The sequence below is a fragment of the Georgenia sp. TF02-10 genome (assembly GCF_022759505.1).
Taxonomy (GTDB): domain Bacteria; phylum Actinomycetota; class Actinomycetes; order Actinomycetales; family Actinomycetaceae; genus TF02-10.
Map to the genome: position 1 here is coordinate 2,082,309 of NZ_CP094289.1, position 15,439 is coordinate 2,097,747.

The following is a 15,439-nucleotide window of genomic DNA, read 5'->3' on the forward strand; positions in this document are numbered from 1 at the left end:
GCCCGCGGCGGCCCGGGAGCGTCCGGAAGCACGCGACAATGAGCTCTCCCCGACCAAGGAGCCCGCATGCGTCACGTCACGGTCAAGGACGTCGTCCTCGGGCAGGGCCGCCCGAAGGTGATCGTCCCGCTCACCGGGGCGACCGAGGAGGAGCTCCTCGCCCAGGCACGTGCCCTGGCCGAGCAGCCGGTCGACGTCGTGGAGTGGCGGGTGGACCTGCTCGACGGCGCCGCGGACACCGCCGCGGTGGCTCGCGCTGCCGGGTCCGTGCGGGCCGCGGTGGGCGGGCGCCCGCTGCTGGTCTCGGTGCGCACCGCCGGGCAGGGCGGGCGGCTCGCGGTGGACGACGGCGCGTACGGGGATCTGCTCCAGGTGCTGCTGGCGACCGGCGCCGCCGACCTGGTCGACGTCGAGGCCGAGCGGGACGCGGCGGTCCGGCGCCTGCTGCTCGCCGCCGCCCGCGACGCCGGGGCCGCCGTCGTGATGTCCCACCATGACTTCCGGGCGACACTGGCGGAGGACGAGATCGTCGGCCGGCTGCGCGACATGCAGGACCAGGGCGCCGACGTCACCAAGGTCGCCGTCATGCCGCACGGCCCGGGCGACGTGCTGACCCTGCTGCAGGCCGCGTGGACCATGCGCAGCAGGTACGCGGACCGACCCCTCATCGCGATCGCGATGGACCGGGTGGGTCTGGTCTCCCGGCTCGCCGGTGGCGTCTTCGGCTCGGCGGCCACGTTCGCCACCGTCGGTGTCGCGTCCGCCCCAGGCCAGGCGCCGCTGGCGGAGGTGCGCGCCGTGCTCGAGCTGCTCCACGGGCTGGGCGATTGACGGCAGCAATCTCCGGCCCTCGCGCGCCCGTCGTCGGCACCACTTTCTCCAGTCCGAAGGTCAGGCCGTTTGGCCTACGCCACCGTGGTGGCAGCCGCGTTGGTCTTTAGTTCGGACGGACGTCTTGCGGACTTTGGGCGGACCGGTCCTGTACGGCGGCACGGCCAATATGTCCTCCGAAGATCGCTAGCGGACATGCCAACCTCCCTGTAGGCGGACACGTACTTCCCTGCTGACGGACACCTGATCTCCCTGCCCGTGGCCGTGGGGCCGGTCGTGTCGGTCCCGACGGGCGTCCCTCCGGGGGTTTGCTCGAGGTCTGACCACCTACGAGCAGGTTCCGCCGGAGGGACGCATGCAGAAGTCTGACAGGGAGATCATGGAGATTCTGGAGGCGTTCGACGCCACGGAGAGTGCGCACTCGGCCGCCGAGCTGGCCGGGGTGGACCCCAAGACGGTGCGGCGCTACGTCGCCGCCCGTGACGCGGGCCGGCCGGTCACCGGGCCGGCCCGGCGCGCGCGGATGATCGACGGGTACATGCCCAAGATCGAGGAGTGGGTCGAGCGGGGCAGCGGGAAGGTCCGCGCCGACGTGATCCACGCCCGGCTGGTGGCGCTGGGGTTCGCCGGGACGGAGCGGACCACCCGGCGGGCGGTGGCGCAGTGAAGGCGGCGTGGCGGGCTGGGCACCGGCGGACCTACCGGCCGTGGATCACCGAGCCGGGGCTGTGGCTGCAGCTGGACTGGGGAGAGGGCCCGAAGATGCCGGGCCCGGGTGTTGCCCGTAGTCTCATCGGATGCCAAAGGGTCCGTGCGTCTTCTGTGGAGCGGAAGTAACAGGGCAGGGCGAGCATGTTTGGCCCTCGTGGTTCTTGAAGCGGTGGCCGAATTCGGATCGGTTCTACCGTATGGTACTAAACGGACTGCCGCTGCAGGAGTTCGACCACATCTCACGGGTGATGCTGCCGGTATGCGGCGACAACAGGTCGGACTGCAATGGGAAGCTCAACAGTGCGTTCGAGCAGGCCGCGAAGGAGCCTGTACGGAAGGCGCTCGACAGGTTCGAAGTTGTCGAGGGCCCTGAGGTGATGGCATTCGCCAAGTGGGCGGCAAAGTCTCTGCTCCTCCACGCCCATCCCTCCAGCACCTACTCCAGCCTCCAGGGTCACGCAAAAAGGGGTCAAAGTCTAGACCTACACCGAGGCGCGCTTACTCCTCTTCTCAATGGGGCGCTCCCAGGGGACCTTACGTTGTGGGTAGGCGTACTCGACCGTCGAGCGCCGAACGTTGCTCCACCTATCCAGAGAGTGGAGCTTCCCATCACATTCCGCAGCGATGGCGCTGGGGGGTCGCCCGGGTCGGCAGTAGTGGCCTTCAATGTTCCGAACGGCAAGGAAGTTGTGTTCCACCTTGCGTTCCATCCGCTCGTCGACGTGGTCCACCCACTAGTCGCGGACGGCCTAATGACGGAACTCTGGCCACGCGTGCCTGACAGACTTGAGCTTAGCGCACATCGGGTCATGGGAGCCAGAGACTTCGACGTTCTTGGGGTGGTCTTCGGGCAGGAGCCAACATGCATGCAACTAGAGGATGGCGAGCGCCTGAGCGGTCCGGACCCTATGGGTAACTACCTCCCTATGGGTAATTACGTCACAGCACACGGTCTCGCTGACCCCCGACTACGAGAGTAGGCGCGTCCATGGGTTTCTTCCTCCGGGTTCAGAGGGCAGGTCGGGGGTGAGCCGCAGGCGCCTTACGCCGAGCCCAACAACAGAGCCGATCGTCGTAGTCAGTGACCGTACGGCGACGTCGCGGCCACGAAATGCGCACATCATGCGGTCGAGCCGGCCGCGGCCGCCGTCGCCAGGGCGGCGCCGAGGATCATCCAGGGGCCGAAGGCGACGGCGGTGTCCCGGCGTGCGCGCCGGGTCACCAGCAGCAGCAACGCCCAGGCCCCGCCCAGGACGAACCCGGCAAGGACGCCCGCGGCAACCGCCGACCAGTCCCACCAGCCGAGCCAGAGTCCGAGCAGGCCGGCGAGCTTGACGTCGCCCAGCCCCAGCCCGCCGGCCCGGACGAGGGCGAGGAGGAGGTAGCCGGTCGCGCACACCGCCGCGGCGGTGACGGCCCGGCCGAGCGCCGCCCAGGAGTTGGTGGCCGCGGCGGTCGCCGCGAGCAGCAGCACCAGGCCCGCCGCGCCGGGGCCGAGCAGGCGGTCCGGGAGCCGGTGGCTGCGGGCGTCGACGATCGCGAGGACGGTGGCGACGGCGGTGAGCCAGGCACCGGCCAGGACGAGCGGGGAGCCGGCGACGGCGAGCCCGACCGCCGCCAGCAGGGCCAGCGACGCCCCCGCGGCCCAGGCGCTCGCCGGGACCGGGACCGGGGCCGCCGTCGTCATCAGCCCTGCCGGACGGCCGGGAAGGGCGGTGGCGCGGGCGGCACCGCTCCCCCGGCGGCGCGCCGGGCGCGCTCGGCCAGCAGCGCGGCGCGCATCGCGGCGACGTCCGGGCTCCGGCCGGTCATCAGCCGCACTTGCGCCTCGGCCTGGTGGACGAGCATCGCCCAGCCGGGCACGACGGTCCCGCCGGCTGCCTGCCAGGCGGTGGCCAGCGGGGTGGGCCAGGGGTCGTAGACGACGTCGAGCAGCACCCGCCCGGTCAACGGTCCAGCGCGGTCGGCGGCGGCTGCCTCACCGCCGGCCAGGGCCTCCGTCAGCGCCGCGGCGACGTCGTCCGCCACGCCGGCCGGGACGGTGGAGACGACGACGTCCGCGCCGGCCAGCGCGGCGGCCGCGGTCTGCGCGCTGGCCCACGGCACGTGCCTGACGGCGACCCCCATCCGGTGCGCGGCAGCGGCCGCCGAGCCCGGCCCGGCCACCGACCGCGCCACCAGGTCCGTGCTGGCGGCGCCGAGCTCGGTCAGTGCAGCGAGGGCGGAGGTCGCCGTCGCCCGCGCCCCCAGCACCGCGGCGCGCCGGGGCGTCCAGCCCGGCCCAGCGCCCTCCCGCAGCGCGGCGACGATGCCGTGGATGTCGGTGTTGAACCCGACCAGCGGTCCCGCCGCGCCGGCCCGGCCGGGCTGGACCACCACGGTGTTGACGACGCCGGTGACCTCGGCGAGCGGGTCGAGGACGTCGAGGTGGGGCAGCACCGCCTGCTTGAGCGGCATGGTCAGGGAGAGCCCGGCCCAGCTGGCATCGAGCTGGGCGAGCACCGCGGGCAGCTCGGCCGCCGTGACGTCCTGGAGGCCGTAGCCCCAGCCGGTCAGGCCGAGGGCGTCGTAGGCGGCCCGGTGCAGCGCCGGGGACAGGGAGTGCGCGACGGGGTGCCCCAGGACGGCCGCCCGGTGCGTGATGCCCGGGGCGGTGAGGTCCTCCCCGGTCGCGGCGACGCCGGCGGGCGCCGGCTCACCGGTGCGGCTCATGGCACTCCTCTCCCGACGGACGGCGGCGTCCGGTTTCCCACAGACGGTGACGTCCCGGTACCCACGTCGTTGGCTCTCGGTCTACCACCGTCGACTCGGTCTACCACCGGTGGCTCGGTCTACCACCGCCGGCCCGGGCGGCGGCACGGCTGTCCACAGCTGCGCCGCCCGGCGCCCGAGGCCCGCCCGCGGTGGCCGGGTCCGACGCGCGCGGCCCCGCCGCCGGTGACCGCTCGACGAGCGAGTCGCGGCCGTCGCCCCGGGCACCGGGCAGAGCGGCCCGCCCCCGGCTCAGCCCGTCTCCTCGTTCTCCTGCACCCAGGCCCGCAGCTCGGCGACGAACTCCTGCTGCTGGGCGTAGTCGGCGGTGAACTTCGTCTCACCGGTGTCGAGGTTGACCGTGGTGAAGTACAGCCAGTCCCCTTCCGGCGGGGCGAGCACCGCCGCGACGGCGGCCTCCCCCGGCGCCCCGATGGGCGTGGGCGGCAGCCCCGGGTGCAGGTAGGTGTTGTACGGGGTGTCCTTGTCCAGCTCCTCGCTGGTCGGCACGCCGCCGACCTTGTCCAGCCCGTACAGCACGGTGGAGTCCATCTGCAGCCTGCCGCCGGTGTCGCCCTTGCCGGCCAGCCGGTTCTCGATCACCCGGGCGGTCTGCCCGTAGTACTCCGGCCCCACCTCGCGCTCGACGATGGACGCCTTGGTGAGCACCTCCTGGCGCTGGTCGGCGGGCACCTGCAGGGCGTCCAGCCGGGCGACGGTCTGGGCGACCATCGCGGCGAGGATCGTGGCGGCGTCGTCGTCGGGCTCGAACCGGTAGGTCGCGGCGGCGAGCCAGCCCTCCGGGTTGCCGCCGGCCTCGGCGGGCAGGCCGATGGCGGCCGGGTCCGCGGCGGCGGCCTGGACCTCCGCCAGCGGGATCTGGGCGACGTTCTCGATGCGCTCGTACACCTGGCGGGCGTGGAAGCCCTCCGGCACGGTGATGGTCACCTCGGACTTGTTCGCCGGGTCGAGCAGGGCGGTGACGGCGTCCCGGGCGGCCATCTCCCGCTTGAGCGTGTAGGTGCCGGGCTGGATCCGGGCGGCGTTGACGTTCTCCGCGAAGGCGTCGGTGAACGCCCGCACCGAGGCCACCACGCCGTCGTCGTGCAGGACCGTGCCGATCTCGGTGCCGGACGCCCCGGCCGGCACCACCACCTCCACCGACCCGCTGCCCGGGCCCGGGTAGTCCTCGGCCCCGGCCGGGCGCAGGTCGAACAGCCCGCGGACCTGCGGCACCGCCCACACGGCGAGGAGGGCGACGACGGCGACGGTCACCAGGATGATCACGGTGGTGCGGCGCCGCCGGCGCTGCTGGCGCACCTGCTGGGCGCGCCGCTGGCGCCGCGGGTCGTCGGCGGGCGGGGCCGCCGGGGTGCCGGGGGTCTCTTCGAACAGGTCGTTCACTCGGTTCCCCTCGTCGTGGGTGGCGGGGCCGGGCGGGCCGGCGGTGCGTGCGCCGGTGTGTCCCCCGTGGCCGTCGCCGGCGCGGACGGCTCGTTCTGGGCCGCCGGCTCCCCCTCGGCCGGGACGACCAGCTCGCCCGCCGCGGCGCCGGTACGCCGCTCGACCTCGAGGGCCTGCTCGACGATCATCACCGCCGCCACCTGGTCCACGACGGCGCGGTGCCGCCGGCCGGGCCGGCCCGCCCGGTGCAGGGCCTGGTGGGCGCTGACGGTCGTCAGGCGCTCGTCGACGAGCCGCACCGGCGTGGGGCCGACGGCGGCCGCGACCCGGACAGCGTACGCGCGCGCGGCGGCGGCGGACCTGCCCTCCTGGCCGGACAGGCTCCGGGGCAGCCCGACGAGCACCTCCAGCGCGCCGAGCTCGGCCACCAGCGCGGCGATCTCGGCGACGTCGCCGCCGTCGGGCCGGCGGGCGACGGTGCGCACCGGGGTGGCCAGGATGCCGTCGGGGTCGCACCGGGCCACCCCGACCCGGACGGAGCCGACGTCCACCCCGACCCGCACCCCGCGGCGCAGGGACGGGCCGCCGTCGCCGGCGGCGCCGGCGCCGCCGCCGCTCATGACCCGAGCGGGCCGGCGGCCTCGGCCCGCACGCCGGCCAGCGCGTCGCCGAGCCGGGCGGGGTCGGTGCCCCCGCCCTGGGCGACGTCGTCCTTGCCGCCCCCGCCGCCGCCGAGCACCCCGGCGGCCACCCGCACCAGGGCGCCGGCCCGCAGCCCGGCGCCGCGGGCGGCGGCGTTGGTGGCGACCACGATGCTGGGCCGGCCCTTGGCCACCCCGCCCACGGCCACCACGGCGGGCTCGGCCTCGCCCAGCCGCTGGCGCACGTCCAGGGCGAGGCTGCGCAGCTCGTCGGCGGCGTCCACCTCGCCGGCGTCGTGCAGGGCGACCCGGCCGGTGCCCACCCGCTCGGCGCCGCCGGCCACGCTCGCCGCGGCGCCGCGGAGCTGGTCCTGCCGCAGCCGGGCGACCTGCTTCTCCGCCGCCTTGAGCCGGCCGAGCAGGGCGTCCACCCGCTCGGGGAGCTCCTCGGCCCGCCCGCCCATCAGGGAGGTGAGCTGGCCGACCAGGGCGTGCTCCTTGGCCTGGAAGCCGTACGCGCCGGCCCCGACGAGGGCGTCCACCCGCCGCACCCCGGAGCCGACCGAGGTCTCCCCCAGCATGGTGACCAGGCCGATGTTGCCGGTGGCCGGCACGTGGGTGCCGCCGCACAGCTCCTTCGACCAGTCCCCGCCGATGGAGACCACCCGGACCCGGCGGCCGTACTTCTGCCCGAACAGCGCGATCGCGCCGGCGGCGAGGGCGTCGTCGATGTCCATCGTCTGAGCGGTGACGTCGAGGTTCTCGGCGAGCCGCTCGTTGACCCGGCCCTCGATGTCGGACAGCACCGACGGCGGGACCGCCGAGCCGTGCCGGAAGTCGAACCGCAGCCGGGACGGGGCGTTCTCCGAGCCGGCCTGGGTGGCCTGGTCGCCGAGGAACTCGTGCAGCGCCTTGTGCACCATGTGCGTGGCGGTGTGCGCGCGGGCGATCGCGCCGCGCCGGTGGGTGTCGATGGCGGCCACCCCGGTCTCGTCCAGGGTGAGGGTGCCCTCGGTCAGCCGGCCGCGGTGCACCGACAGCCCCGGCACCGGGGACTGGACGTCGGCGACGTCGACGATCCCGCCGCCGGCGAAGGAGATGGTGCCCTGGTCGGCGAGCTGGCCGCCGGCCTCGGCGTAGAACGGGGTGCGGTCCAGCACCACCTCGACGTCGGCCGGGGCGGTGGCGGCGGGCACCGGGACGCCGTCGGCGAGCAGGCCGACCAGGCGCACCTCGGCGACGTCGTCGGTGTAGCCGAGGAACTGCACCGGCGCGCCCAGGCGGTCCTTGATCTCGTTGTACAGCGAGGTGTCGACGTGCCCGGTCTTCTTGGCCAGGGCGTCGGCGCGGGCGCGCTGGCGCTGCTCGGCCATCAGGGACCGGAAGCCGGCCTCGTCGACGCTGACCCCCTGCTCGGCGGCCATCTCCAGGGTCAGGTCGATCGGGAAGCCGTAGGTGTCGTGCAGGGTGAAGGCCTCGGTGCCGCCGAGCACCGGGGCGGCGGGGGCGGCCTGCTTGGCCCTGGCCACCGCGGTGTCCAGGATGGTGGTGCCCGAGGCGAGGGTGCGCCGGAAGGCCTCCTCCTCCTCGTAGGCCACCTGGGAGATGCCGGCGAAGTCCTCCTCCAGGCTGGGGTAGGAGGCGCGCATCGCGTCCTTGGCCACCGGCAGCAGCACCGGCAGGGTGGGGTCGTCCACCCCGAGCAGGCGCATGGACCGCACCGCGCGGCGGATCAGGCGGCGCAGGACGTAGCCGCGCCCGTCGTTGGCGGGCCGGACGCCGTCGCCGATGAGCATCAGGGCGGACCGGACGTGGTCGGCGACCACCCGCAGCCGGACGTCGTCGGGGACCTGCTGGTCGGTGCCCATGGTGTAGCGCCGGCCGGACATCTCCTCGGCGGCCGCGATCACCGGGAAGACCTCGTCGATCTCGTACAGGTTTTCCTTGCCCTGGAGCAGGAACGCCAGCCGCTCCAGCCCGGCCCCGGTGTCGATGGACTTGTGCTCGAGCTCGCCGAGCAGCGGGTAGTCCTTGCCCGGCCCCTCCCCGCGGACGAACTGGTCGAAGACGAGGTTCCACACCTCCAGGTACCGGTCCCCGCCCGGGTCCACGGTGCCGCCGACGGCGTCCGGGCCGTAGGCCGGGCCGCGGTCGTAGTGGAACTCCGCGCACGGGCCGGCCGGGCCGGGCTGGCCGGTGTCCCAGAAGTTCTCCTCCCGGGGCAGGCGCACGACGTGCGCGGCCGGGACGCCCACCTTGGTCAGGGCGTCGATCGCCTCGGCGTCCTGGTCCCAGACGGTGACCCAGAGCCGGTCCCCGTCCAGGCCGTAGCCGCCGTCGTCCTGGGCGGTGGTGAGCAGGTCCCAGGCGAACTGGACGGCGCCCTCCTTGAAGTAGTCGCCGAAGGAGAAGTTGCCGCACATCTGGAAGAACGTCCCGTGCCGGGTGGTCCGGCCGACGTTGTCGATGTCGTTGGTGCGGATGCACTTCTGCACGCTGGTCGCCCGCGGCCAGGGCGGCTGGGCGGTGCCGACGATGTAGGGGATGAACGGCACCATGCCGGCGATGGTGAACAGGATGGAGGGGTCGGGGGACACGAGCGAGGCGCTCGGCACCACGGCGTGGTCGTGGCGGGCGAAGTAGTCCAGCCAGCGGGAGCGGATCTCGGCGGTGCGCATGGTTCCTCAGGATCGGTGGTGGGTGGCGGGCGCGAGGCCCGCGGTCAGGAGAACGTCTCGGCCAGGTCGTCGTCTTCCGTGCGGGGGCCGACGGCGGCCGGTGCGGCAAGATCGGCGGTGCCGGTTGGGCCGGCGGCGCCGGCTGAGTCGACGGCCGCACCGGCGCCGGCTGAGTCGACGGCCGCGCGGCGGTGGGCGCGGGCCTCGTCCACCTCGATCGGCGAGGGCAGCAGCGCGGCCCGCAGCTCGCCCTCCCGCTGCCGGTAGGCGGCGACGACGGCGGCCGGCAGGCCGCGCAGCCGCTGCCGGCCGGCGGGGCGCGCGACGGCGAGGACCGCGGTCGCTCCGAGGACGACGGCGGCGACCGCGACCGCGCGGCGGCCGGCCACCTCAGCGCCCCCGCAGCCGGGCCACGGCCTGCCGGGCCGCGTAGGAGGCGGCCGAGACCTTGATGAGCGGGCCGCCGACGGTGGCCGTGAGCAGCGTGGTGAGGGCGGAGAGGTCCTCGCTGGCCCGCGCGGCGGAGGTGGTCACGGTGTCGACCTTGGCGAGCTGGCCGTTCGCCGCCCGCACCGTCTCCACGGCCTCGTCGATGGCGGGCAGGGTGTGGTCGGTCAGGCGACGGACCGCGGCGCGGGCCTCCTCCAGCACGCTGCCGAGCTTCAGCAGCGGCACGGCGAGGAAGACGACGAGCGCGACGAACGCCAGCGCGGCGACGAGGCCGGCGATGTCAGCGACCGACATGGCGGGGGCTCCTTCGTGGGCGGGGGGCCCGGCAGGGCGCGGGCCGCGGGCAACACTACCGGTGGGGGCCAGGGCCGGGCGGCTGGGCGGGCGGGCGGCACGGGCGGGCGGCGACGGCGCGACGGCGATCGGGGCACGGATGCTGCCCGGGGACGGCGACGCCCCGGACCCCTGCGGCTGGCAGGTGGCCCGGGGCGTCCCGGAGCGGTCAGCGCGAGTAGTACTCGACGACGAGCTGCTCGTTGCAGGTCACGGGCACCTCGGCGCGCCGGGGCCGGCGGGTGAGCTCGGCCCGCAGCCGCTCGAGCTGGACGTCGAGGTAGGGCGGGACGTTGGGCAGCACGTCGCGGTGCGCGCCGGCCGCGGCGACCTGGAAGGGCACCATGGTCTGGCTGCGCGGCTTGACCTGGATGACCTGGCCGGGCTTGACCCGGAAGGACGGGCGGTCCACGAGCTGGCCGTCGACCAGGATGTGCCGGTGCACCACGGCCTGGCGGGCCTGGGCGGTCGTGCGGGCGAAGCCGGAGCGCAGGACGAGGGCGTCCAGGCGCATCTCCAGCAGCTCGATGAGGGACTCACCGGTGAGGAACTGCTCCCGGCGGGCCTCCTCGAACACCCGCTGGATCTGGGCCTCGCGCAGGCCGTACTGGGCGCGCAGCCGCTGCTTCTCCTTGAGCCGGACGGCGTAGTCGGACTCGGTCCGCCGGCGGGCGCGGCCGTGCTCGCCCGGGCCGTACGGCCGCTTCTCGAAGTACTTGACCGCCTTGGGAGTCAGCGCGAGGCCGAGGGAGCGCGAGAGGCGCACCTGACGGCGCGTGCGGGACACTGCCATGCTGAGTTTCTCTTCCTGTCGTGGTGACGTCACCGCGGCGGGCGTGGGCTGCTCGCGCGGGGCGGGATCGACCTCGTGGCCAAGACCCCAGGGGCCGCCTGGCGCGCGGACGCGCAGGACGACCGCTCAACTATACCCGCCCGGCGCATGGCCCGGCGTCCGGCCGAGGGCAGCGCCAGCCGCCCGTCCCAGGGAAGGTGCCTGAACGCCGCCCAGGGCAGTGACCGGTGCCCGCCGCTGCCGTGGACGTCACCACGCCGGCCCGGCACACCTCACCGCTCGTGCAGGATCTGCCGGATGCGCTCCAGCCGTGCGCCGATGTCCCGCTCCAGCCCGTGGCTGGTCGGGGCGTAGTACCGGACGCCGGCGAGCTCCGCCGGGGCGTACTGCTGCCCGACGACCCCGCGGGCGTCGTCGTGCGCGTACCGGTAGCCCGTGCCGTGGCCGTGCTGCTCGGCGCCGGCGTAGTGGGCGTCGCGCAGGTGCGCGGGCACCGCGCCGGCCTTCCCGGCGCGCACGTCGGCGATCGCCGCGTCGAGGGCGGCGTAGGCGGCGTTGGACTTCGGTGCCGTCGCCACGTGCACGACGGCTTGGGCGAGGATGATCCGCGCCTCCGGCATCCCGATGAGCGCCACCGCCTGCGCGGCCGCCACCGCCGTCTGCAGCGCGGTGGGGTCGGCCATGCCGACGTCCTCGGCGGCGGCGATGATGATGCGCCGGGCGATGAACCGCGGGTCCTCCCCCGCGACCACCATCCGGGCGAGGTAGTGCAGGGCGGCGTCGACGTCGGAGCCGCGCATGGACTTGATGAACGCGCTGGTGACGTCGTAGTGCTGGTCCCCGGCGCGGTCGTACTGCACCGCCGCCACGTCCACCGCCCGCTCGACGGCGTCCAGGCCGATCTCGCTCTGGCCCGCCGCCTCGGCCGCGCCGGCGGCGGCCTCGAGGATGGTCAGCGCCTTGCGGGCGTCCGCGCCGGCGAGCCGGACGAGGTGGTCCGCGGCGTCGTCGGCCAGCCGGCGCCCGGGCAGGCCCCGGTCGTCGGTGAGCGCGCGGCGGACCAGCGTGCGGACGTGCTCGGCGGTCAGCGGCCGCAGCGTGAGCAGCAGCGACCGGGACAGCAGCGGGGCGACCACCGAGAAGCTGGGGTTCTCCGTCGTCGCCGCCATGAGCGTCACCCAGCGGTTCTCCACGCTGGGCAGCAGCGCGTCCTGCTGGGTCTTGGAGAAGCGGTGCACCTCGTCGATGAAGAGGACCGTCTCCGCCCCGGAGGTCACCAGGCGGCGGCGGGCGTCGTCGACGACGGCGCGCACGTCCTTCACGCCGGCGGTGACCGCGGAGAGCTCGACGAACCGGCGGCCCGAGCCGCGTGCGACGAGGTAGGCGAGGGTGGTCTTGCCGGTGCCGGGCGGCCCCCACAGGATCACCGACGACGGCGCGGCCCGGCCCTCGCCGGGCTCGATCAGCCGGCGCAGCGGTGCGCCGGGCTCGAGGAGGTGGTCCTGGCCGAGGACCTCGGCCAGGGTCGCCGGGCGCATCCGCACCGCCAGCGGGGCGTCGGGCCGGGGGGCGGGCAGCCCAGCGTCGTCGGCCCCGGCGGCCTCGAAGAGATCCACGCACCGAGCCTACGGGCGGCGCGGGTGGGGCCGGTCGGCTCGTCACCGGCTCGGACTGGCGGGGCCGGGAGGCTCGTCACCGGATCGCGCTGGCGGGGCGCGGGCGTCAGCGGCTCTGGCTGGGCCCGCGTGACGGCGATCTGACAGCCGGCTGGCCCCGCCTGGCGGCGCGTGACCGCGGTGAGACACTGTGCCGCGTGTTCGACCGCCTCGGCCGTCTCGTCACCCGGTTCCCCCGCACGATCGTCGCGGTGTGGGCGCTGGTGTCGGCCGGGTGCCTGCTGCTGGCGCTGACCGGGCTGGGCGGGGACGGCCTGTTCGACCGGCTGCGCACCGGGCAGCCGGCGGTGGCCGGCTCGGAGAGCCAAGAGGGCATGGACATCCTCGACGCCCACGCCGGCACCGCCGAGCAGGTGACCCTGCTGGTTCAGGACGTGGACCTGACCGACCCCGCCGTCGTCGCGGAGGTCACCGAGGCGCTCACGCCCGCCCACGAGGGGCTCGCCGGCCTCGCCGGGGTGGACCAGGTGGTCGACCCGTTCGTCCTGCCCGACGGGCCGAGCAACCCCGCCGCCGCCGGCCTGGTCGCCCAGGACCGGGACGGCTTCCTCCTCGCCGTCACCCTCGCCCGCGGCCTGACCGAGGACGCCGAGGCCGCCGCGCACGACGCCGTCGTCGACCGGCTCGACCAGGTGCCCGGCGAGCTCGCCGCGGTGAGCCCCGGCGCGAACGGCATCACCAGCTCCGGCATCCTGATGGCCGAGGACATCGTCGACCAGGTCAAGACCGACCTCGTCACCGGCGAGGTCGTCGCCCTGCCCGTCGCCCTGCTGATCATGGTCCTGGTCTTCGGCGGGTTCCTCGCCGCCGGGCTGCCCCTGGTCGGCGCGCTGGCCTCCATCGCCGGCGGGCTGGGCGTCCTGCTCGGGCTCTCCTACCTGATGGACGTCGACTCTTTCGTGATCAACGTCGTCACGGTCGTCGGGCTCGGCCTGTCGGTGGACTACGGCCTGCTCATCGTCTCCCGCTACCGCGAGGAGGTGCACCGGCTCACCGGGGAGACCGCCACCGGCGGCGCTACGGCCGCCGGCCGGCGCAGCCGCAGCCGCCGCCGGCGCAACCCGCTCGTCCTCGCCGCCGTGCGCACCACGGTCGCCACCGCCGGGCGCACCGTGCTGTTCTCGGCCGTGACGATCGCCGTCGCCGTCGCCGGGCTGCTGCTCCTGACCCCGGAGGTGCTGCGGTCGATCGCGGCCGCCGGGGTCGCCGTCGTCATCCTGGCCGTGGCCACCGCCGTCGCGCTGGTCCCCGCGCTCCTGGTCCTCCTCGGGGACCGGATGCTGCGCCGGACCGTGCTGTCGCGGGTGCCCGGGCTGCGGCGGGTGGTGGCCGGGCTGGGCGACGACGCCCCGGACGACGGGTTCTTCTCCCGGCTGGCCCGCGGCGTCCACGCCCGCCCCTGGCTCGTCCTGCTCGGCTCCCTCGCCGTCCTGGCGCTGCTCGCCTCGCCGGTCACCGGGATGCAGATGCGCAGCTCGACCACCGAGCTGCTGCCCTCCGGCTCCGCCCAGCGGGACTACATCGCGGCGGTCGCCACGGACTACCCGGCCGCCGAGGCGGCGGACCTGCGGGTGGTCACCGACGGCACCGCCGCGGAGGCGGGCGCCTGGACCGAGGAGCTGGCCGCCGTCGACGGCGTGGCGGAGGTCCGCGGCCCGGCCGAGCTGGACGGCTACACCGCGGTCGAGGTCTTCCTCGACGCCGAGGACGCCGGCGGGGCCGAGGCGAGCGCCGTCGTGCACGACGTCCGCGACCTCGACCCGCCGTTCCGGACCTGGGTGGTGGGCCAGGCCGCCAGCCAGGTCGACTTCAACGCCGCGCTCGCCGACGGCCTGCCGCTGGCCGGCGGGGTCATCGCGGTCGCCGTCTTCGTGCTGCTCTTCCTGATGACCGGCTCGGTCCTGGTGCCGGTCAAGGCGATCCTCGTCAACGTCCTCTCCCTGGCCGCCTCCCTCGGGGTGACCGTGTGGGTCTTCCAGGGCGGGCACGGCGCCGACCTGCTCGGGATCACCCCGGTCGCCGGGCTGGAGTCCTACGTCGTCGCCATCGTCGTGGCCTTCGGCTTCGGCCTGGCGATGGACTACGAGGTGTTCCTGCTCTCCCGGATCAAGGAGTTCTGGGACGCCGGCCTGGACAACGACGCCGCGGTCGAGCGCGGGCTGCAGCACTCCGGCCGCATCATCACCTCGGCCGCGGCGATCATCGTGGCGGTCTTCGCCGGGTTCGTCGCCGGGGACCTGCTCGTCATCAAGCAGGTCGGGGTGGCGCTGGCGGTCACGGTGCTCATCGACGCCACGCTGGTGCGGATGCTGCTGGTGCCGGCGACCATGACGCTGCTCGGCAGGTGGAACTGGTGGGCGCCGGCGCCGCTGCGGCGGCTGCACGCGCGGCTGGGGGTCCTGCACTGACGGCGCGGGCGCTTGGGCATTTTGCCTGGAATGGTCCGTCGGCCGGGTGCGAGGCTGGCGGCGGCACGCAGCCTGAGGAGACCAAGCCTGAGGAGACCAAGCCTGAGGAGGTTGACCGTGGGTCGGCTCGCCGTGGTGAACTTCATCAGCATCGACGGGGTCATCCAGTCCCCGCTCTCGCCGGACGAGGATCGTGACGGCGGCTTCGCGCACGGCGGATGGGTCGTGCCGTACAGCGACGACGTCGTCGACGCGTTCATGGCGGACGCGACCGTCGGCGCCGCCGGCTTGCTGCTCGGTCGCCGCTCCTACGAGATCCTCACCGAGGCCTGGTCCGACGCCGACGACTCCGAGCCAGCGATCGCGGCCATGAACCGCATGCCGAAGTACGTCGTCTCGTCCTCGGCCGACGACCTCCCGTGGCAGAACTCCCACCCGGTCACGGGCGAGCTAGCCTCCGCCGTCACGGCCCTGAAGGACCGCACCGACGGCGACCTCGTCGTCTTCGGTGCCGGTGCCCTGGTCCGCGGGCTGGCCGAGCACGATCTCGTCGACGAGTACCGCCTGCTCCTCTTCCCGGTCGTCCTCGGCGCCGGCAAGCGCATGTTCGACGATCGCGGCCACCTCGCCCGGTTCGCGCTGACCGACAGCGTCGTCAGCCCGAGCGGCGTCGTGATCCTCACGTACGCGCGCGACTCGTCCACCTGACTCTGCCGGGGCCTGCTTGCTGCTGACCGTGTCGGCCGTCGTGCCGCTCCCCGTG

General features: G+C 74.7%; 12 protein-coding genes and 1 pseudogene. 4 read left to right on the top strand and 9 right to left on the bottom strand.

Annotated elements, in window-relative coordinates; translation table 11 throughout:
- The first annotated feature begins 66 nt into the window (after positions 1-66).
- Positions 67-831 carry a type I 3-dehydroquinate dehydratase gene (gene aroD / locus MF406_RS09385; protein WP_242892333.1) on the top strand — a complete coding sequence of 255 codons (765 nt, stop codon included), beginning with the start codon at positions 67-69 and terminating at the stop codon, positions 829-831.
- Positions 832-1,186: 355 nt separating this feature from the next.
- Positions 1,187-1,602: pseudogene (locus MF406_RS09390) on the top strand (IS21 family transposase); the annotation flags it as partial.
- Positions 1,603-2,662: 1,060 nt separating this feature from the next.
- Here MF406_RS09390 and MF406_RS09395 read toward each other — a convergent pair.
- From MF406_RS09395 to MF406_RS09435, 9 genes are all read right to left on the bottom strand, one after another.
- Complete coding sequence (locus MF406_RS09395) at positions 2,663-3,229, bottom strand: prepilin peptidase (protein ID WP_242892336.1); 567 nt, start codon at positions 3,227-3,229, stop codon at positions 2,663-2,665.
- Positions 3,229-4,254, bottom strand: a complete 1,026-nt coding sequence (locus tag MF406_RS09400) for a shikimate dehydrogenase (protein ID WP_242892338.1) — start codon at positions 4,252-4,254, stop codon at positions 3,229-3,231. Before MF406_RS09400 ends, MF406_RS09395 begins: the two co-directional genes overlap by 1 nt.
- Before the next feature lie 291 nt (positions 4,255-4,545).
- Positions 4,546-5,697: an endolytic transglycosylase MltG gene (gene mltG, locus MF406_RS09405; RefSeq protein ID WP_242892340.1), complete on the bottom strand. Its 1,152-nt coding sequence runs from the start codon at positions 5,695-5,697 to the stop codon at positions 4,546-4,548.
- Positions 5,694-6,317 (bottom strand): Holliday junction resolvase RuvX, encoded by a 624-nt coding sequence (gene ruvX / locus MF406_RS09410; protein ID WP_242892342.1) that lies wholly within the window; start codon positions 6,315-6,317, stop codon positions 5,694-5,696. The genes mltG and ruvX overlap by 4 nt, the downstream gene beginning before the upstream one ends.
- Positions 6,314-9,016: an alanine--tRNA ligase gene (gene alaS, locus MF406_RS09415; protein WP_242892344.1), complete on the bottom strand. Its 2,703-nt coding sequence runs from the start codon at positions 9,014-9,016 to the stop codon at positions 6,314-6,316. Before alaS ends, ruvX begins: the two co-directional genes overlap by 4 nt.
- A 44-nt stretch (positions 9,017-9,060) precedes the next feature.
- Positions 9,061-9,405, bottom strand: a complete 345-nt coding sequence (locus MF406_RS09420) for a hypothetical protein (protein WP_242892354.1) — start codon at positions 9,403-9,405, stop codon at positions 9,061-9,063.
- A 1-nt stretch (position 9,406) separates the two neighbouring features.
- Positions 9,407-9,760 (bottom strand): DUF948 domain-containing protein, encoded by a 354-nt coding sequence (locus tag MF406_RS09425; protein ID WP_242892356.1) that lies wholly within the window; start codon positions 9,758-9,760, stop codon positions 9,407-9,409.
- A 208-nt stretch (positions 9,761-9,968) separates the two neighbouring features.
- Positions 9,969-10,592, bottom strand: a complete 624-nt coding sequence (gene rpsD / locus MF406_RS09430) for a 30S ribosomal protein S4 (protein WP_242892369.1) — start codon at positions 10,590-10,592, stop codon at positions 9,969-9,971.
- Positions 10,593-10,864: 272 nt separating this feature from the next.
- Complete coding sequence (locus MF406_RS09435) at positions 10,865-12,208, bottom strand: replication-associated recombination protein A (RefSeq protein ID WP_242892372.1); 1,344 nt, start codon at positions 12,206-12,208, stop codon at positions 10,865-10,867.
- 197 nt (positions 12,209-12,405) lie between these two features.
- Between MF406_RS09435 and MF406_RS09440 the strand changes: the two genes are divergently transcribed.
- Together MF406_RS09440 and MF406_RS09445 are read left to right on the top strand one after the other, a co-directional pair.
- Positions 12,406-14,676 (top strand): MMPL family transporter, encoded by a 2,271-nt coding sequence (locus tag MF406_RS09440; RefSeq protein ID WP_242892382.1) that lies wholly within the window; start codon positions 12,406-12,408, stop codon positions 14,674-14,676.
- 117 nt (positions 14,677-14,793) lie between these two features.
- Positions 14,794-15,384 (top strand): dihydrofolate reductase family protein, encoded by a 591-nt coding sequence (locus MF406_RS09445; RefSeq protein ID WP_242892385.1) that lies wholly within the window; start codon positions 14,794-14,796, stop codon positions 15,382-15,384.
- The last annotated feature ends 55 nt before the right edge of the window (positions 15,385-15,439 follow it).

Bases quoted from the DNA above. Each gene is read 5' to 3' on its own strand.
- alaS (WP_242892344.1), bottom strand. From the start codon at position 9,016: ATGCGCACCGCCGAGATCCGCTCCCGCTGGCTGGACTACTTCGCCCGC.
- rpsD (WP_242892369.1), bottom strand. From the start codon at position 10,592: ATGGCAGTGTCCCGCACGCGCCGTCAGGTGCGCCTCTCGCGCTCCCTC.
- MF406_RS09425 (WP_242892356.1), bottom strand. From the start codon at position 9,760: ATGTCGGTCGCTGACATCGCCGGCCTCGTCGCCGCGCTGGCGTTCGTC.
- MF406_RS09400 (WP_242892338.1), bottom strand. From the start codon at position 4,254: ATGAGCCGCACCGGTGAGCCGGCGCCCGCCGGCGTCGCCGCGACCGGG.
- aroD (WP_242892333.1), top strand. From the start codon at position 67: ATGCGTCACGTCACGGTCAAGGACGTCGTCCTCGGGCAGGGCCGCCCG.
- ruvX (WP_242892342.1), bottom strand. From the start codon at position 6,317: ATGAGCGGCGGCGGCGCCGGCGCCGCCGGCGACGGCGGCCCGTCCCTG.
- MF406_RS09395 (WP_242892336.1), bottom strand. From the start codon at position 3,229: ATGACGACGGCGGCCCCGGTCCCGGTCCCGGCGAGCGCCTGGGCCGCG.